This is a genomic window from Micromonospora sp. LOL_021, assembly GCF_048060215.1.
In the GTDB taxonomy this organism is placed as follows: Bacteria; Actinomycetota; Actinomycetes; order Mycobacteriales; family Micromonosporaceae; genus Micromonospora_E.
This window is the reverse complement of the sequence record NZ_JBHMIN010000002.1, coordinates 161,894-179,577: the sequence shown is the minus strand read 5'-3', so window position 1 is coordinate 179,577 and position 17,684 is coordinate 161,894. Positions and strand designations below refer to the sequence as shown.

Below are 17,684 nucleotides of genomic sequence, written 5' to 3'. Positions count from 1 at the left end.
CCGAGTTGCCCGATCTGGCCCAAGCTACACCTGCGGAAACGCATCAGGGGGCGACGAGCAGCTGGTCGACCGGGGCGTAGTCGTCGGTGAGCGGCTGCGCGCCGGCCACGAAATCGGTCAGTTCGTCCCCGGCGAGCAGATCGAACTCGGCGCCGACCGAAGCGGTCAACCGGGCCCGTACCTCGTCCAACGGCAGCGGCCGGTCGGCGGCGAGGATGACGAAGTTGCTGCCGCTGAGCCGGGTCGACGCCCCTGGCCGGGTGATCAGGGCCACCTCGGGGAACTCGGCCGCGACGGTGGCCACCTCGGCCTGGATGAACCGCAGCGGCGGGTAGTCGATCACGTTCTGCAGGTAGATGCCGTCCGGTCGGGTCACCCGGCGGATCTCGGCGGCCATCTCCCGGGTGGCCAGGTGCCAGGGCACCACCAGGTGCCCGAAGGCGTCCCCGACGACCACGTCGACGCTGTCCGTGGGCAGGTCGGTGACCAGGATCCGGGCGTCGCCGACCACCACGGTCAGGTCGGGACCCGGCTGTACGTCGAGCTCCCGCACGCCCAGGTCGACCAGTCCACCGTCGATTTCGTAGACGGTGTTGCGGGTGCCCGGCCGGGTGGCGCTGAGGTACCGGGGCATGGTGAAGCCGCCGCCGCCGAGGTGCAGCGCGTCGAGCGGTTCCCCGGGTGGGGCGGTCACGTCGAGGGCGGCACCGATCCATCTGGTGTAGGCGAACTCCAGGTGGGTGGGGTCGTCGAGGTCCACGTACGAGTGGCGGGCCGAGTTGAGCAGCAGCAGCCGCCCGGAGTCGCGGTCCGGGTCGGCCTGCACGGTGGCGCAGTGGTACTCGGTCTCCACGTCGCACGGGTCGGGTGCGACGACGGCGAGGCCGACGGCGAGCAGCCCGATCACGGCGACGGCGGCCCGCGTGGCGGCGCCTTTCCGGCCGCCGCCTGCGGTGCCGTCGGTGGCGGTGGTCGCGGTGGCGGTGGTCGCGGCGGCGGATGGCCGGGTGCGGTGCAGGTGCAGATGCACCCCGAGGGCGATGCCGCAGCCGCCGAGCAGCAGCGCCAGCGTCATCAAGATCACGCTGCTGGGCAGCGTGGCGACCAGGAAGAAGCCGGTACCGAGGGTGGCGGTGATCGCGCCGAGTGTACCGATGCTGGACAGCTTGCCGACCACCTCGCCGGTGCGGTTCAGGTCGCCGAGCTGCAGTTTGATCACCAGTGGGGTGACCGCCGACAGCAGCGCCGCCGGCAGCACGATGGCCACCATGGTGAGCAGCAGGATGCCCACCACGGCGCTGCCGCGCAGCAGTTCCCCGGCGTACCGCACCAGCGGAAGGGTGATCGCGGTGGTGATCCCGGCGAGGACCAGCGCGGCCGGCAGCAGCGGGCGGGGGTCGCGCCGGTCGGCGATCCGGCCGCCGATCCAGGTGCCGTAGGCGATCGCGGCCAGCGCGACGCCGATCACCGCGCTGTTGGTCTGCAGGGTCACCCCGATGTACGGCCCGACCAGCCGCAGCGCGACGATCTCCAGTACCAGAACGGCACCGCTGGAGACGAAGACCAGCGCGGCGGCCAGGCCGGGACGCAGCGGCGTGGCCGGCGGTGCCTCGATCTGTGCACCGGCCGCGAGCTGGGTGCCGGCGGCGGAGTCTGCCGGGTCGGCGCTGTTGGTGGCGACGTCCGGTGGTGGCGAGTCCATCGCTGTGATGGTACGCATCCCGCCCGCCGCCCGACCGGTGGTCGAGCGGGATACACGGAGGGCTGGTTCAGAGCATCGACAGATGCACGCGGTTAGGTCAGAGCATCGAGAGATGCACGTGGTTGGTATGGTCGCCGGCCGGGCTGCCGCCGCCGTTGTACGACCGCCAGCCGGTGCCGGGCATCCAGATCTGCCGGTACCAGATGACGTAGAGCACACCGAGCCGGTCGGCGTTGTTGATGTAGTAGCCGGCGAGGTTGTTGCCGTACGTGCGGTCGCCACCGGTGGCGGCGCGGTTTTTGAATCCGCCGGCTTCGGCGGAGAAGTCGCAGGCCCGGCCCTTGGGGTGTTCGCCGCTGCCGCCGTTGCGGAAGCAGGAGACGTACCGGGTGAAGCCGGCCGCCTTCGCCTGATTCAGGGCGTGCAGGGTGCGCGGGGTGATGCAGCCGGAGGTGGTCGGGTCGTCGACGTTGCAGGACTCGGACGGCCAGGAGCCGTCGGAGTTGCGGGGCGCGGGTTTGGCGGCGGCCGAGGTGGTGCTGACGAATCCGCCGCTGGACTGGCCGCCGACGGCCGCCAGGGCGCGCTCGGCGTCCTGCTTCTTGCGGGCCATGATGGCGACCTGCTTCTCCTGCTCCCGTACCTCGTTGTCGATCGCGGCCTTGGCCCGGGCGGCCTGCTCGTGGGCTTCGGTGAGCGCCCGCAGGTTGCGGCCCTCCCGCTGGGCCATGACCTCCAGCCCGGCGGCGCGGTCCAGCATGTCGGCCGGGGAGGCGCTGTTCAGCAGCAGGGTGACCGAGGTCAGCCGCCCCACCCGGTAGGACTCGGCCGCCATCAGCCCGACCTCGTCGGTGAGCGAGACGAGCCGATCCTGTACGGCGTCGTACTGGGCGGTCAGCTCCTTCTGGCGCTTCTTGGAGTTGTCCAGCTTGGCCTTTGCCTCGATGTGCCCCTTGGAAGCGGCCTCCAGTACCTCGCGCAGGCTCTTGTTGTCGCCTTCGTCCGGGGCGTCGGGCGCGGCCGAGGCGACCGGTGTGCCGATCACCAGCGCGATCGCGGTGACCAGCGCAACGAGTGACGCCGCCACACCGGAGCGCCGCCGGAATTCCGTCGTGCCGACCACAGTCGCGTCCTCCTGGATCACTTTGTCGGGTCGCGGTCCGTAAACCGGGCACAGCTTACCGGATTTCACCGTCGCCACTGGAACACCGGCGCGTCGAGTGCATTACCACACTATGCAGATGGCGCGCAGTCGAGTCCCAACTATTACCTGTAGCAATGAACTCATCACGCAAAATCAGCACGATTACAGATCGTGATGGTCGGCGTGTCGCACAGCCATCCCGGCGATGCCGCAGGTCGCCAGTAAATTAAGCTAGCCTAACCTTATCCACAGTCTCCAGTGAGGATTCCGGTGCCACGTTCCGAGGCTCACGTCCGGACCCCACGGTCGCGGCGCCACCTGACACACCTGTGCGAACACTTCGCCACCGCCGTACCCGTGAAATGGACCGCCGACCAGGGGCTGATCGACTTCGGTTTCGGCACCTGCCGGATCGACGCCACCGACGACAGCCTCACCCTGCACGCCGACAGCGACGACGACATCGGGCTCGCCCGGGTGGAGTACCTCGTCGGCGAACATCTGGAACGCGCCGGCGCCCGGGAAAGCCTCGCCGTCGACTGGCAGCCCGCCGGCGGCTGATGGTCACCCGGCCGGCAACAGCGCCGACCGTACCTCCTGCCAGACCGCGTCGGTCCGGGCCACCAGCAGCCCCGACCGGTCGTCGGTGAAGTCGTACGGGCTGCCGTCCAGCCGCATCGCCACCCCACCGGTCTCCCGCACCAGCAGCGTGCCCGGCACGTGATCCCACGGCAGAGTCCGCCAGAACACCGCGAAGTCCTGCTCGCCGGCGGCGATGTCCCAGTGCTCCCGACCGGCGCAGCGCTGCCCCGGCAGCACCGCACCCACCCGGTCACCGCCGGCCTCGACGGCGGCCCGCACCGGCACCGGCAGATACTCCAGCGGCACCGCCCCGCGCAGCTGGCCCACCGGTGGCGTGGCCGACGGCGACGTCAGCCGTACCCCGTCCACCCAGCAACCGGACCCGCGCTCGGCCGACACCAGCGACCCGGCCACCGGGTCGAGAATCCAGCTCGCCACCGGTTCACCAGCGGCGAGCAGGGCCACCATCATCACGAACGGCCGGCGGCCGGCCGCGTAGTTCGCCGTACCGTCGATCGGGTCGACCAGCCAGACCCGGCCAGCGTCGCGCAGCCGGCGCAGCAGCCACTGATCGACGGCGACCGCCTCCTCACCGACCACCACCGAATCCGGCGCCAGCCGCCGCAGCCCGGCCGCGATGACCTCCTCGGCCTGCTGGTCGGCCACGGTGACCAGGTCACCCGGCGCCTTCTCGGTGATGTGCTCGGCGGACAGCTGGTTGAACCAGGGCAGCACCGCCCGCGCCGCCGCTTCCCGCAGCAGCTCACCCACCTCGTCGATCATCTGTCAGCCGCGTGGGGGCAGCTTCACCACGCTGACGAAGAACTCGTCGATCTGCCGGATCACCGCGATGAACCGCTCGAAGTCCACCGGTTTGGTCACGTACGCGTTCGCGTGCAGCTGGTAGGAGCGCAGGATGTCCTCGTCGGCCTGCGAGGTGGTGAGCACCACCACCGGGATCCGGCACAGCTCGTCGTCCTTCTTTATCTCCTCAAGGACCTCACGGCCGTCCCGCCGGGGCAGGTTCAGGTCCAGCAGGATCAGGTCGGGCAACTCCACGTCGGCGTACCTGCCCTCCCGGCGCAGGTAGGCCAGCGCCTCGGCGCCGTCCGAGACGACGGTGAGCCGGTTACGGACCTTGTGCTCCTCGAACGCCTCCTGGGTCATCAGCACGTCACCCGGATCGTCCTCGACCAGCAGCACCTCTATCGGGCTCTTGCCGTCCGGTTCGGTCATCACACGCTCGCCTCCTTCTCCGCCTGCTCCGCGTCGCCGTCGACCGGCGCTGCGGACACCGGGTCCGGGCGGGCGGTCATCGGAAGCGTAAAACGGATCGCCGTACCCTCGTCGACCTGGGTGTCCACCCAGATCCGGCCGCCGTGGTACTCGACGATCTTCTTGCCGATCGCCAGCCCGATCCCGGTGCCGGGGTAGGCGTCCTTGGAGTGCAGCCGCTGGAAGATCACGAAGATCTTGTCGGCGAACTCGGCCTCGATCCCGATGCCGTTGTCCCGGCAGCTGATCTCCCACTCGCCGTCCAGCTCACGGGCGGAGATCTCCACCCGGGGCGGCACCTGCGGCTGGCGGAACTTGAACGCGTTGCTCACCAGGTTGACCAGCAGATTCGTCAGCAGCGGCTCCTCACCGGGGACCACCGGCAGCTCCGACCAGGTCAGCTCGCCGCCGGCGTACTCCCGGCTCGCCTCGGTCTGGCCGGCCACGTCGGTCATCACCTTGTTCAGGTCGACGTCGGTGAAACCGGAGGTCATCCGGCCGATTCGGGAGAACGCCAGCAGGTCGTTGATCAGCCGCTGCATCCGCTGCGCGCCGTCGACCGCGAAGGCGATGTACTGGTCCGCGCGGGCGTCCAGCTGACCGGCGTACCGGCGCTGCAGCAACTGGCAGAAGCTGGCCACCTTGCGCAGCGGCTCCTGTAGGTCGTGCGACGCCACGTAGGCGAACTGCTCCAGGTCACGGTTGGACCGGACCAGCTCCTCGGCCTGCTTCTGCAGCTGGCCGTTCACCCGCTCGACCTGCTCCCGGGCCTGCCGCACCTCGGCCAGATCGGCGGCGATCCTACGCCGCATGCCGTCCACGTCGCTGGCCAGCGCGGCCAGCTCCGGTGGCCCGATGTTGGCGATGTCCCGGTGGTACTCGCCGTTGGCCACCTGCCGCACCTGCGCGGCGAGACCGGTGACCGGGCCGATCACCAGGCGGTTCAGCGACATCAGCAGGACCACCCCGGCCAGCGCCACCACCGCCGCCGCCACGGCCAGCAAGCCGGCCAGGGTCCGACTGGTGCTCCGGGCGTTCGCCGCGACCCGGTCCCGGACCGTCAGGATGTCCGCCTGCAGTTGGTCGACGTCGGCCCGTAGCTCGTCGAAACGTTCCCGGGCGGCGTCGCCGAGCAGCGCCTGCCCGGCGTCGGTCCCGTCCTCCTCGACGGCGGCGATCGCCGGCTCGGCGACCAGGTCACGCCATTGCCGTGCCTGGTCGGCGATGGCCTCGATCTGGCCGCGCAGCGGATCGTCCTCGGCAATCAGACTCAGCATGTGGTCGATCAGCTGCCGTTCCTGCACCGCCCCCTGCCGGTACGGTGCGAGATCGGCCGGATCACCGGACACCGCGTAGCCACGTACCCCGGTCTCCTGGTCGACCAGCACGGTCAACAGGCTCTCCGCGTCGGTCCGCAGCGGGCCGATCTTGGTGAGCATGGTGTCGATGTGGCTCTGGTTGGCTCGGGCGACCAGCGCCGCGCCGCCGGCCAGAGCCGCCAGTAGTCCGCCCACCACGACACAGAGCAGCGTCACCCGGGCGCGTAGCGTCAGCCGGCTGGCCGGGGACACCCCGGCCGGTGGCGGAGCGGCGGTCACCGGCCACCACCCCGGCTGACCAGCAGCATCGCCACGTCATCGGCGAGCGGACCACCGTTGATCTCCTCGGCCCGGCCGACCAGCCAGCCGGGCAGCGCCGGCAGCGGCACGTCCCGGGCCGCCGGATCGGCCACCAGCCGTTGCAGGCCCGCCACGTCCAGCCGTTCGTCGGAGTCGCCGAGCCGCCCTTCGATCAGACCGTCGGTGTACATCAACAGGGACCACTCATCGGCGTCGAACTCCAGATCGAAGGCGCGGGGCGGGCGGGGGTGGACGCCGAGTAGCAGGCCGCCGGGGGCGGGTACCGGCGCGACCTGACCGTGGCGGAACAGCAGCGGCGGCGGATGTCCCGCCAACCGTACAGTGGCCCGGTTGGCGGCCAGGTCCAGCCGGACGGCGGCCACCGTCGCGAAGATCTCCCGCAGCCGGCGTTCGCTCATCAGCACCTGCTCCAGCGCCGGCAGCACCGCGTCGTCGGCCACCCCGGCGAGCACCAGCGCCCGCCAGGCGACCCGCAGCTCGACCCCGAGCGCGGCCTCGTCGGCGCCGTGTCCGCAGACGTCGCCGACGATCAGGTCGATCCGCTCGGGCGTGGTCTGCACCACGTCGAAGAAGTCCCCGCCGATCAGCGCGGCGTGCCGACCCGGCCGGTAGAAGGTGTGCACCGAAACCTCGTCGGTGTCCATCAGCGGCTGCGGCAGCAGGCCGCGCTCCAGCCGGGCCGACTCGGCCTGCCGCAGCTCGACCTCACGCAGCCGGCGGGCGTTTTCGTCGGCCCGCTTACGCTCGACGGCGTACCGCAGCGCCCGACTCAGCAGCACCCCGTCGACCTGGCCCTTGACCAGGTAGTCCTGGGCACCTTCGACGACCGCGTCGATGCCGAGATGCTCGTCCTGACGGCCGGTGAGCACGCAGACCGCCGCCCGGCCGGCCACGCCGAGCACCCGGCGCAGGCCGTCCAGCCCCTGGGCGTCCGGCAGCCCCAAGTCGAGCAGGACGCAGTCGACCCCGGCGATCCGCTCCCGGGCCTGGTTCAGGCTGTTCGCCACCACCAGGTCGACCGCCGCCTGCGCCTCCGCCAGCAACTCGCCGACCAGGAACGCGTCGCCCTCGTCGTCCTCGACCAGCAGCACCCGCAGCCGCTCCGCCGGCGCGACAGGAATCGGCGGGCCCGGCTCGGACCGAGGATCGGAACGGGGCGGAACAAGTGACGAACCGGTCATGCCGGCCTGCCGCTGGTCCGCCGCCGCGCCAGGTGAGTATCGATAGTGGGCTCCTTCTCGATGACCCGCTGATCGTCCCCCGGCTGACCGGCGCGCACAACAGCAGGCATCTGCACAAACTAGGCCACCCGCCCGAAGCCTGGTGACCCGGCCGGCCCGGGTTGGGCAGGATGTAGGCGCCCCCGACCCCCGCAGCGCAGGAGAACACCATGGGCGTACCCCTCGTCACCGCCGCCCACCGGGCGTTCGCCCGGCCCCGTCGGCGGCCGGCCGCCGCGCTCGCCGCGCTGGCCGTCCTCGGCCTGGTGGCCGCCGCTGCGCTGGTCGACCTGCGCCCACCCGCGCCGCGCGGCGTCGACGCGCCGGCCACCGAGTTCAGCGCGGACCGGGCCCACCGGCACATCGAACGGATCGCCCAGCGGCCCCACCCGACCGGCAGCGCAGCCAACGACGAGGTCCGCGACTACCTGGTCGACACGCTGACTGGGCTGGGGCTGGCCCCGCAGACCCAGGACGCGATCGGCGCCGAGGCCGGGCAGCTCAGCGGCGCGGCCAGCGGCGCCACCCTGGCCCGGGTACGCAACGTGGTCGCCCAGATCCCGGGGAACGACCCGACCGGACGGGTGGTGCTGGTCACCCACTACGACTCGGTCCAGGTCAGCCCGGGTGCCAACGACGACGGCGCCGGCGTCGGCACCCTGCTGGAGGTGGCCCGTGCCATCACCGCAGGTGACCGGCCGCGCAACGACGTGGTGCTGCTGTTCACCGACGCGGAGGAGGCCTGCCTGTGCGGGGCGGCGGCGTTCGTCGCCGGGCATCCGCTGGCCGACGCCGACGACACCGTGGTGCTCAACCTGGAGGCGCGGGGCAGCGGCGGGCCGGTGGTCACCTTCGAGACGTCCCGCGACAACGCCGCCCTGGTCGACCTGTTCGGTCGCGCCGCCCCGCACCCGATCGGCACGTCGTTCGCCGTCGAGGTCTACCGGCTGCTGCCCAACGACACCGACTTCACCCCGTTCCTGGACGCCGGCTTCGCCGGGCTGAACTCGGCGTACATCGACGGCTCGGCCATCTACCACACCCCGCAGGACAATCCCGCGTCGATGGATCTGGCCAGCCTGCAGCACCACGGCGACAACACCCTCGGCCTGGCCCGCGGGTTCGGCGCGGCGGACATCCCGGCGCTGTCCGCCGACTCCGACGCCACCTACTTTCCGACCCCGCTCGGGCTGGCCCGCTACTCCGGCGCGCTGACCTGGCCGTTGGCGGTGCTGGCCGCCGTCGCGGTCGGCGTACTGGCCTGGGCGACCCGGCGACGCGGCCGGGCCGACTGGCCGAGGCTCGCCGCCGGGTTCGGGCTGGCGGCGATCCCACTGGTCGCCGCGCCGGTCGCCGCGCAGCTGCTGTGGACCGTCGTGGTCCGGCTCCGGCCGGAGTACGCCGACCTGCTCGACCCGTACCGGCCGGTGCCGTACCGGCTGGCGGTGCTGGCGCTGACCACGGCCGTGATCGTCACCTGGTACGCGTTGCTGCGGCGGCGGGTCGGCCCGGCGGCGCTGGCCGTCGGCGGACTGGCCTGGCTGGCCCTGATCGGTCTGCTGCTCGCCGCACTCGCCCCCGGCGGGTCCTACCTGGCGACGCTGCCGGCGCTGGCCGGCACGGCCGGTTGCCTGGTCGCGCTGTCGCTGCGGATCACCGGCCCGTGGCCGGTGGTGGCGCTGGCCGCCGGGGCGACGGTCGGCGTGCTGCTGCTGGCGCCGACGGTGGTGCTGCTCTTCCCGGCGCTGGGCATGGGCCTGGCCGCGGCCGCCGCGTTCGTCGCGACGCTGCTGGCGCTGGCCGCGCTGCCGGTGCTGGACCTGCTGCTGCCACAGGCCGGCGGGCAGCGCGGCGTCGCCGCGGTCCGGGCCCGCCGGGCCGGGCCGGTGCCGGCGGTCGCCGCCGGGCTCGCCGCGCTGGTGCAGGCCGTGGTCGGCCTCGTCGTGGACCGGTTCGACGCCGACCATCCGGTGCCGACCCAGCTGATGTACGCGCTGGACACCGACACCGGCGAGGCCCGCTGGTTGAGCTGGGAGACCCGGCCGCAGCCGTGGACCGCCGGGTACGTCGACCAGGCCGCGTCGGTGGCCGACGAGTTCCCACTGATCGGTGACCATCCACTGCGTACCGGGCCGGCCGAGGCGGCGAACCTGCCGGCGCCGGCGCTGGACCTGCTCGACGACAGCGGGGTGGCCGCCGACGGGCTGCGTACCCTGCGGTTGCGCCTGCTGCAGCAGCGGCCGGTCCGGCTGGTGGGGCTGCACGTGGCGGCCGGCGGGCCCGAGGTGGTGTCGGCGACGGTCGCCGGCCGGGAGGTGCCGGTCGAGTCGACCGGCACCTCGTCCGGTGACGGGTGGAGCTTCGGGACGGTGTTCCACGCCCCGCCGCCGCAGGGGCTGGAGGTCGTGCTGGTGCTGCGGGCCGGCGACGGCGCGGACGCCGCCGCCGGCCCGGTCCGGGTGCGGGTGGCCGACGGCAGCGACGGCCTGGCCGACCTGCCCGGCTTCACCCCCCGGCCGACCGGGGTCGGAATCGCCGGTTCACACACCAGCGAACTGGTGACCGTCGCCCGGACCTACACGTTCTGACCTCCACGGCCCGGTGCCCGCCCGAGCGGCGCAGGGGTGTGGATCAGCCGCGGCCCTGGTCGGCGATGAAGGCCGCGATCCAGGACAGCGGGGCGTTCCAGTTGATGGTCAACTCGTTGGTGGCCCAGGACTCGATGTCGTCGACGTAGCAGAACTGCGGCGCGCAGCCGGTCAGCAGCCGCTGCGCCACCGGGTCCTGGATCGACGAGTTCGGACCACCGGCGAGCGTGCCGCGCGGCGGGTTCGGCAGCTCGGGGTTGAGCTGCCGGGCGTACCAGCGGGAGTGCTGGTTCTGCGACGACACCGTGCCGTAGCCGGTGACGTAGGAGATGTTCAGCGCGTTGCGGCCGAAGATGTAGTCCATCGTCTGCAGCACTCCGTCGCGGTACTTCTCCTTGCCGGTCAGGTCGTAGGCGGTGGCGATCACGATCGCGTTGTTGACGATGATGCTGTTCGAACCCCAGTCGTAGATGTTGCCGGCAGGGGCGTACGGGATGCCGTACGGGTGGGCCTTGAGCGTGGCCAGGTAGCGGTCGGCCGCCTCGATCACCGACGCCCGCACCTGCCACCAGCCCGGCAGGTCGCTTGGCGTCGTGGCCAGCGCCATCCGGCCCAGCGGAGCGGTCCACTGCCAGCCGAAGGCACCCTCCTTGAAGATGTCACCGGTGTGGTGCGGCGAGGCGAGCACGAAGTCGCGGAACTCCCGCTCCCCGGTGGTCAGGTACAGCTCGGCCGCCGCCCAGTAGAACTCGTCGGTGACGTCGACGTCGTCGTAGGGACCGCCGCCGATGGCGTCGGCCGGGTCGGCGTACATCTGCGGGTTGGCCTTGGCCGCCGCCCACGCGGTGCGGGCCGCGTCCAGGTTGCGGTCGGCGAAGGCCGCGTCGTACGGCTTGAACACCCGCGCCGCCTGGGCGGCGGTGGCCGCCAGGTTGAGCGTGGCGGCGGTCGACGGCGGGTGCAGCTCGCGCAGCTGGGAGTCGAGGTGCGGCAGCAGCGGCAGGCCGGTCCACGCCGCGTCGTGGATCTTGTGGTGGGCCATGCCGGCCAGCGGCTGCCCGGCCGGGACCTGCATCTTGAGCAGGAACTCCTGCTGCCAGCGGACCTCGTCGAGGATGTCCGGCAGCTTGTTGCCGCTCTCCGGCAGGTCGAGCACGCCGTCACGCTGCAGCCACGGCTTGCCCTGGTGCACCCGCAGGGCCCGCTCGTACTCGTTCATCAGCTGGTAGACGGAGATGCCACCGTTGACGACGTACTTGCCGTGGTCACCGGCGTCGTACCAGCCGCCGGAGACGTCCAGGGTGTAGTCACAGACGCCGGGCTGGCACGGTACGGCGGTGTCACCCTGGTTGGGTGCGACGCCGACGTGCCCGGCCGGGCGGCCGTAGCCGGGCCGCAGCTCGTCGCGGATCTCGATGCCGCTGCGCTGGGTGTAGTAGAACTTCAGCGCGTCGGCCCGCAGCTGCGTGTAGAAGCTGGTGCCGATCTCGAACGGGTGGCTGGTCTCGCCGTCGGTGACGAGCGTGTAGCCGGTGCCGGGTCGGACGAAGCGGCTGAACGTGATCGAGTGGACATTCTGCCCGGAGGATTCGTCCAGCCCACGCGGCTTGGTCTTGCCGTTGACGACGACTCTGCCGGTGGAGTCGTACAGTTTCCACGGCAGCGGGTCGGTGGCGTCGGTGACAAGGGTGGCGTTCTTCGGCCCCTTCGGCAGGTAGCCGACCTGATTGACCCGTACCCGGGGCCCGGTGTCCGGCACGTACTCCTCCGGTTCGGCGCCGCCGCGCAGCGACACGTCGTCTAGGCACAGCCGCCACGGGTCGGTGCTGCCGCCGACCTGGAAGGCGACCTGGGCGTTGGGCAGGTCGGTCGGGGCGGTGAACGTGTACGTGTAATTGTTGCCGGAGACGCTGACCTCGGGGTTGGCCGCCATGAACTGGGTCCACGGGTCGACCGGCAGTTGAATCAGCGCCCGGATCACCTTGTTGGGGGTGGCGGTGGCGAAGAACTTGTATTCGTACGTCTCGCCGGCGACCAGCGGGACGTCGTCCTGGCCGATGATGACGTCCCACGGGTTGACGGTGCCACCGGGGATGTCGGCGCAGAGCTGCTGGCTGCTGGAGTCGAGGGTGATGTTGGGGGTGCCCCACCAGGGGGCGTGGCCGTCGTCGAAGGTGCCGTTGACGATCTGTTCGGGTGCCTCGTCCTGCGCTTGCGCGGGAGTCGCGGCGGTGAGTGCGGTGGCGGTGAGCGCCGTCACCGCAGTGACAGCGAGCGGAACGGTCCGTCGCCGGGAGGGTATCGACACGCCTGGTCCTTTCGATGGTCGTGCGGCACCCGGCGTGGGCAGGACGCCGCGAGGTTGGTCGTGCATCGAAAGCAGCGGGTGGGAGCGCTCCCACCCGCGATACCCGATTATTCGCAGCGTGTTACGCGCATGTCAATAGATCTATGCGGGCGCCGTCAGCGGGGGCGCAGCGCCGACACCCGGTCGTAGACCTCGTTGCGGGCCAGCCCGGTCAGCTGACCGGTCAACGACCGTACCGTCCGGGTGTCCAGCCCGGCACCGAGCAGCAGCTCGATCACCCGGTCCGGGTCGAGGCCGCCGGCCCCGACGCCGCCGCCGTTGGTCGACTCACCCCGCCGTAGGCCCTCCACCACCACGGTGATCTCGCCCTTGACCTCGTCGCGGGCGGCCAGCTCGGCGTGCACCTGGGACAGCGGGCCGCGCAGCCACTCCTCGTGCGACTTGGTCAGGTTGCGCACCAGTGCCGTCGACCGATCGCCGAGCACCTCGCGTACGTCGGCGAGCATCTCCACCACCCGGTGCGGCGCCTCGAAGAAGATCAACGTGGCGGCCACCGGGGCGAGCTCGGTCAACGCGGTGCGCCGCGCCGCCGACTTGCGGGGCAGGAAACCGACGTACAGGAAACGGTTTGCCGGCAGCCCGGAGCCGACCAGGGCGCTCAGCGCGGCGCTCGCCCCCGGTAGCGGGTCGACCCGCAGCCCGTCGGCCAGCGCCGCCCCGACCACCAGGTAGCCGGGGTCGTTGACCAACGGCGTACCGGCGTCGGAGATCAACGCGACGTCGGTGCCGGCGTTCAGCACGGAGATCAACTCGGCGGTACGGGCCTGCTCGTTGTGGTCGTAGCAGCTGACGACGCGGACGTCGATGTCGTGCGCGTCGAGCAGCCGCCTGGCCCGCCGGGTGTCCTCGGCGGCGACCAACCCGGCGGTACGCAGCACGTCCAGCGCCCGCAGCGTGATGTCACGCGGGTTGCCGATCGGCGTCGGCACCACCGACAGCGTGCCGCGCCGCTCGTCACCCCGGCCGCTCGGGTCGACCTGCTCACCGGTGGTGCCCTGTTCGCCCCTGCGCTCATCGGCTGCCTCGTTCACCCGGCGATGGTAGCCACCGGGCCGGCCGTCACCGCTGCTGGCCGCACGAACCAGGGCTGGCCCCGGTCGGGGCGCAGCAGGTGTCGCCGCGCCAGGCCTCCCGGCCTTCCTTGACGGCGACGGCGGCGATGACGAGGGCGGCGGCCGGGTCGGCCCACCACCAGCCGAACAGCGAGTTGACCGCCAGCCCGACGAGCAGGACGGCGGACAGGTAGGTGCAGAGCAGGGTCTGTTTGGAGTCGGCGACGGCCGACGCCGAGCCGAGCTCGCGGCCGGCGCGGCGCTGCGCGGTGGCGAGCACCGGCATGACCGCCAGGGACAGCGCGGCGAGAATCAGCCCGACCGTGGAATGGTCCGGGCGGTGTGCGCCCAGCAGTGCCCGGACCGATTCGAATCCGACGTAGCCGGCGAGGACGAAGAACGACACGGCGATGACCCGCAGCGCGGCGCGTTCGCGGCGTTCGCGGCGCTCGTGGTCGGCGCCGGTGAACTGCCAGGCGACCGCGGCGGCGGAGGCCACCTCGACCACCGAGTCGAGGCCGAACCCGATGAGCGCGGTGGAGGAGGCGACGGTGCCGGCGCTGATCGCGACGATCGCCTCGATCACGTTGTAGGTGATGGTGGCGGCGACGAACCATCGGACTCGCCGGGCGAGCGTCGCCTGCCGGGCGGCGGACGGCCGGGCCGGGCCGGAATGCCCGGACGGCTGGGTCGGGCCGGTCGTCCGGGGCGGGCCGATCGGGATGAGCGGCAGCTGGGCGGACATCAGCAGCAGTCGTCGGTGTCAGCCGACGGGCAGGCCGCCGGGTCGACGGACAGTACCAGGCCGAGCAGGTCGCCCAGGGCGTGGGCGAGCCGGGGGTCGGCCAGCTCGTAGCGGGACCGCCGGCCTTCGGGCACCGCCACGACCAGGCCGCAGCCGCGCAGGCAGGCCAGGTGGTTGGAGAGGTTCTGCCGGCTGGTGCCGAGCAGGTCGGCCAGCTCGGCGGGATAGCCGGGGCCGTCGCGCAGCGCGAGCAGCAGCCGGGCCCGGACCGGGTCGGACAGGGCGTGCCCGAAGCGCGCCAGCACCTGTCCGTACGTCAGCGTCTCCATGGTTTGCGACAGTACATCGACTACTGAATAAAGCAAAGGCTGAACCGTTGCTCCGTCTGCTCTGGCTGCTCCGCCTGCTCGGGTCGCTTCGATCGCTTGGCTGCCCCGGAGGCAGGGTGTCTCTACAGGCTTGATGCCACAGGTGCATCACGATGCATCTCCGGCATCAAGATGCACCGGTACCCATGACTTCGATGGTCACGCTTCGTCAACGTCAGGGTTCTTATTGTCACCGACTTGTCCTGTGCAGACCCAATCTGTTGTCGCATTAGCAGCGGAGCGCGCATCGAGGTGAGGCTGACGCACGTCATTCTGCGTTTTGACGTGCGTCAGCCTCACCTCGATGTGGGGTCAGGCGGCGGCATCGACGGCTCCGGTGAGTGTCGCGGCGGTGTCGATGTTCGCGACGGTGAGGACGAGCTGGGCGCGTCGCCCGCTGTCGGGTGCGGTCGGCGCGGTCTCCCGCTGGTGGCGCCGAACCGGCGGCGTTCAGTCAGATGTCGGCAGTCACCGCGGTGACTGCTCCGTCGAGGGTGGCGGCGGTGGCGATCAGCCTGGTGTGGTGCGGGCCGTCGGGCAGATGCACTTCGCATCGCCGTGGGGTGAGCAGGACGGTGACGGCGGTGCCGGGGTGGTGGGTGGCGAGCGCGGTGAGCGCCGGCACCGGGTCGGGTAGGCCGTTGTCGGGCTGGGCATCGCCTGCGCTGTCGGGCTCACCTGGGCTGTTGTGGAGGTTGGTCGGCACCGGGATCGGGGTGGTCGGGTCGGCGGGCACGGTCTGGTCGGTGGCGTTGGGGAGGTACTCCAGGGCCTGCGCGATCGCTTTCGGCAGGCTGGGGCTGTGTGCCCCGGGATCCCAGCGGCCGAGGTGGCGGGTGGTGTCGGGTGGGGCGAAGCGGATCCCCCACCGGAGGCCCTGCACCTGGTAGGGGATGCCGTCGTTGCGGCGGTGGTCGGCGACGCTGACGACCAGGGCCAGGCCGAGGGCGTACGCCAGTTTGACCACTGTGGCCAGGGGCGGCACCTTCGGCGGGGTGGCGTGCAGCAGGATCCGCCCGCCGGGGTGCCCGTTGGTGACATTTTCGAGGTACGCCGTGACCGGGTCGCCGCCGGGCCGGTGCACGGTGGCGTAGCCGTGCAGCAGCTCGTGGTCGCGCAGGTGCATGGTGAGGCCGTCGAGAGTGGCCAGCTCGGTCGGGTCGAGGCCGAGCGCGGTCAGCTGGTGGGTGAGCTGGTATTCCGGTGGGAGCTGGTGGATGGCTTTGCCGCCCGGGTGGTAGCCGATCCAGGGCGGTGCGGCTGGCGGCGTACCGCCGAGGGGTGGCCAGTTGAGGTGGCGGACCCGGCGGCGGCCGGCGGCGATGGTGACGGTCGCACCTTGATAGATGCGGTGGCTGCCGCCGCAGGTGCGGCAGCCACCGATCGGTTCGCAGTCGCAGTCTTCCCAGTGGGGCAGGTGGGTGCAGTCGGGGCAGCGCCGGTGCGGGATCGGTGGTCCCTGCCACGATGGTGGGGGCGGCTGCCAGGAGCGGGCCAGCCGCCCACCGGTGCCGGTGTGGGTGTCGGTGGTGCGCAGGGTGGTGTGCCACCAGCGGCCGTCCCGCCAGATGGCGTGCGCGCCGGGGGTCGGTTCGCCGGTGAGCACGGCGGTGCAGTCGGCGACGATGCGGCGTTCGAGCTGGTCGACGTCGACGGGTGGCGGGCCGAGGCTGATGCCGTTGGCCGGGCGCGGGGTGACGTAGTGGGCGGGGGCGTGCTGGCTGCGGTCGACCAGCTGGTAGCAGGCGCGGGCGACACTGACCCGGGTGGCGGCCTCGGCGAAGCTGCCGTAGCGGCCGGTGCCGGCGGGGACCGGGCTGCCGGGCAGTTCGAAGCGGACGTCCCAGCGGAAGCGGTCGCTGTCGGGGGCGAGTGGGTCGCGGCGGGCTTCGACGACCAGGTCGAGGCAGAGCAGTTCGGCGGTTTCGCAGAGTTCGCCGAGGCGGCGGGCCGGGTCGGGTGGTGGTGGGGCGGCGGTGCGGCCGTACCAGATCCGCCATGGTTCGTAGCCTTCGCCGGCGATCGGTGCGGCTTCGAGCGCGTGCCGCTGGTGGTCGGGCAGGTCGGGCTGCCAGCCGGCGGGCAGCTCCGCCCACGGGGCGAAAATCGGTTCGCCGGGTAGTTCGGGGTCGTAGACGTGGGCGGCGCCGACCCGGGCGGCGAGGCCGTCGACGACGGGTGCCAGGTCGAGGCACCAGAAACGGCCGTCGTCGGTGCGGGTCGGGGTGACCGCGCCGGGTACGACGTTCGCCGACGCGACGGTGGCGGTGTCGATGTTGGCGACGGTGAGCACGAACTGGGCGCGGCGTTTACCGGCCCCGCCGCAGCGCGGGCACGCTGCGGCGGGGCTGCCGTCGCAGCGGGGGCAGCTGACGACGGTGACGGTGTGGTGTGGGGTCGGGTCGTGGGTCACGACTGCCCCGCGTACGCGCTGGTGGTGGGGGCGGCGGCGCCGGTCCAGGCGGGCAGGTTGACGGTGGCCTGCGCGGCGCGGGCCTGGCTGGTCTGCCAGCGGCGCAGCGCGTCCTTGATCCGGTCGTTCTGCTCGTAGGTGCGGTCAAGTTCGGCGTAGACGACGCCGAGGTCGTGGGCGACCCGTTCGAGGAAGGCGGCGACTTCGCCGGGGTCCAGGCCGGGTCCATGGGCCTTGCGGGCGACGGTCGGGAAGCGGTGGGCGCGGATCTGCCAGGGCCGGATCGGCCGGTACGCGGCGGGTCGCTGGTTGCGGCTACGACCATCGGCGGGTACGCGGTAGACGCCGCTGCCGTTGGGCCAGTCACGCGGTGGCGTGCCGGCCATGGTGCAGCGTTGCCGGCGCAGCCGCCAGCGTCGCCAAAGCTCTCGCATCACGTCTTCCTCCCCATTCCTTCGCTGCTGGTGTTCGGGCCTCGCGGTGTCGTGGACCGTGTGTCTGGACGGGGGGTGGCCCTGCCGCTTGCCGATCCCGGCAGGGCCACCCCCACCCCGATCGCCGCAGCCCTCCTCGGCAGTACGGCGACC

At 71.9% G+C, this 17,684-nt stretch carries 14 protein-coding genes; 2 read left to right on the top strand and 12 right to left on the bottom strand.

The features are described from left to right. Positions 1-43: 43 nt before the first annotated feature. Both ACFHWT_RS02985 and ACFHWT_RS02980 read right to left on the bottom strand, forming a co-directional pair. Positions 44-1,702, bottom strand: a complete 1,659-nt coding sequence (locus ACFHWT_RS02985) for a fused MFS/spermidine synthase (RefSeq protein WP_416593017.1) — start codon at positions 1,700-1,702, stop codon at positions 44-46. Positions 1,703-1,799: 97 nt separating this feature from the next. Then, entirely contained in the window at positions 1,800-2,825 is a 1,026-nt protein-coding gene (locus ACFHWT_RS02980; protein ID WP_416593016.1) for a coiled-coil domain-containing protein, read from the bottom strand. Positions 2,826-3,104: 279 nt separating this feature from the next. On the opposite strand from ACFHWT_RS02980, the gene ACFHWT_RS02975 reads away from it, so the two are divergent. Next, a complete protein-coding gene (locus ACFHWT_RS02975; RefSeq protein WP_123606201.1) occupies positions 3,105-3,407 on the top strand; it encodes a DUF2218 domain-containing protein in 303 nt (100 codons plus the stop codon). 3 nt (positions 3,408-3,410) lie between these two features. Here the strand turns inward: ACFHWT_RS02975 and ACFHWT_RS02970 are convergent, their stop codons facing one another. The 4 genes from ACFHWT_RS02970 to ACFHWT_RS02955 are packed head-to-tail and all read right to left on the bottom strand — an operon-like array spanning position 3,411 to position 7,524. Continuing rightward, a complete protein-coding gene (locus ACFHWT_RS02970) occupies positions 3,411-4,211 on the bottom strand; it encodes an inositol monophosphatase family protein (RefSeq protein ID WP_416593015.1) in 801 nt (266 codons plus the stop codon). A gap of 3 nt (positions 4,212-4,214) precedes the next feature. Next, positions 4,215-4,664 carry a response regulator gene (locus tag ACFHWT_RS02965; protein WP_416593014.1) on the bottom strand — a complete coding sequence of 150 codons (450 nt, stop codon included), beginning with the start codon at positions 4,662-4,664 and terminating at the stop codon, positions 4,215-4,217. Beyond that, positions 4,664-6,301, bottom strand: a complete 1,638-nt coding sequence (locus ACFHWT_RS02960) for a sensor histidine kinase (RefSeq protein ID WP_416593013.1) — start codon at positions 6,299-6,301, stop codon at positions 4,664-4,666. The genes ACFHWT_RS02965 and ACFHWT_RS02960 overlap by 1 nt, the downstream gene beginning before the upstream one ends. After that, entirely contained in the window at positions 6,298-7,524 is a 1,227-nt protein-coding gene (locus tag ACFHWT_RS02955) for a PP2C family protein-serine/threonine phosphatase (protein ID WP_416593012.1), read from the bottom strand. The genes ACFHWT_RS02960 and ACFHWT_RS02955 overlap by 4 nt, the downstream gene beginning before the upstream one ends. A 209-nt stretch (positions 7,525-7,733) precedes the next feature. Between ACFHWT_RS02955 and ACFHWT_RS02950 the strand changes: the two genes are divergently transcribed. Next, a complete protein-coding gene (locus tag ACFHWT_RS02950; RefSeq protein ID WP_416593011.1) occupies positions 7,734-10,151 on the top strand; it encodes a M28 family peptidase in 2,418 nt (805 codons plus the stop codon). A 43-nt stretch (positions 10,152-10,194) separates the two neighbouring features. Here ACFHWT_RS02950 and ACFHWT_RS02945 read toward each other — a convergent pair whose 3' ends face one another. From ACFHWT_RS02945 to ACFHWT_RS02920, 6 genes are all read right to left on the bottom strand, one after another. Beyond that, positions 10,195-12,525, bottom strand: a complete 2,331-nt coding sequence (locus ACFHWT_RS02945) for a glycoside hydrolase family 9 protein (RefSeq protein WP_416593010.1) — start codon at positions 12,523-12,525, stop codon at positions 10,195-10,197. An 89-nt stretch (positions 12,526-12,614) separates the two neighbouring features. Beyond that, positions 12,615-13,550, bottom strand: a complete 936-nt coding sequence (gene rsmI, locus ACFHWT_RS02940) for a 16S rRNA (cytidine(1402)-2'-O)-methyltransferase (protein ID WP_416593009.1) — start codon at positions 13,548-13,550, stop codon at positions 12,615-12,617. A 28-nt stretch (positions 13,551-13,578) separates the two neighbouring features. Beyond that, a complete protein-coding gene (locus tag ACFHWT_RS02935) occupies positions 13,579-14,316 on the bottom strand; it encodes a cation transporter (protein WP_416593008.1) in 738 nt (245 codons plus the stop codon). Beyond that, positions 14,316-14,645: an ArsR/SmtB family transcription factor gene (locus ACFHWT_RS02930; RefSeq protein WP_416593007.1), complete on the bottom strand. Its 330-nt coding sequence runs from the start codon at positions 14,643-14,645 to the stop codon at positions 14,316-14,318. The genes ACFHWT_RS02935 and ACFHWT_RS02930 overlap by 1 nt, the downstream gene beginning before the upstream one ends. A gap of 493 nt (positions 14,646-15,138) precedes the next feature. Next, the gene (locus ACFHWT_RS02925; RefSeq protein WP_416593006.1) at positions 15,139-17,097 is read right to left on the bottom strand and encodes a hypothetical protein; all 1,959 of its coding nucleotides are present in this window, start codon (positions 17,095-17,097) and stop codon (positions 15,139-15,141) included. Beyond that, on the bottom strand, positions 17,094-17,531 hold the full coding sequence (locus tag ACFHWT_RS02920) for a DivIVA domain-containing protein (RefSeq protein WP_416593005.1): 438 nt from the start codon (positions 17,529-17,531) through the stop codon (positions 17,094-17,096). Before ACFHWT_RS02920 ends, ACFHWT_RS02925 begins: the two co-directional genes overlap by 4 nt. Positions 17,532-17,684 lie beyond the last annotated feature (153 nt).

Excerpts from the sequence above, each read along its gene's own strand:
- ACFHWT_RS02985 (WP_416593017.1), bottom strand. The coding sequence starts at position 1,702 with ATGGACTCGCCACCACCGGACGTCGCCACCAACAGCGCCGACCCGGCA.
- ACFHWT_RS02970 (WP_416593015.1), bottom strand. The coding sequence starts at position 4,211 with ATGATCGACGAGGTGGGTGAGCTGCTGCGGGAAGCGGCGGCGCGGGCG.
- ACFHWT_RS02965 (WP_416593014.1), bottom strand. The coding sequence starts at position 4,664 with ATGACCGAACCGGACGGCAAGAGCCCGATAGAGGTGCTGCTGGTCGAG.
- ACFHWT_RS02955 (WP_416593012.1), bottom strand. The coding sequence starts at position 7,524 with ATGACCGGTTCGTCACTTGTTCCGCCCCGTTCCGATCCTCGGTCCGAG.
- ACFHWT_RS02950 (WP_416593011.1), top strand. The coding sequence starts at position 7,734 with ATGGGCGTACCCCTCGTCACCGCCGCCCACCGGGCGTTCGCCCGGCCC.
- ACFHWT_RS02945 (WP_416593010.1), bottom strand. The coding sequence starts at position 12,525 with ATGCACGACCAACCTCGCGGCGTCCTGCCCACGCCGGGTGCCGCACGA.
- ACFHWT_RS02935 (WP_416593008.1), bottom strand. The coding sequence starts at position 14,316 with ATGTCCGCCCAGCTGCCGCTCATCCCGATCGGCCCGCCCCGGACGACC.
- ACFHWT_RS02930 (WP_416593007.1), bottom strand. The coding sequence starts at position 14,645 with ATGGAGACGCTGACGTACGGACAGGTGCTGGCGCGCTTCGGGCACGCC.
- ACFHWT_RS02920 (WP_416593005.1), bottom strand. The coding sequence starts at position 17,531 with ATGCGAGAGCTTTGGCGACGCTGGCGGCTGCGCCGGCAACGCTGCACC.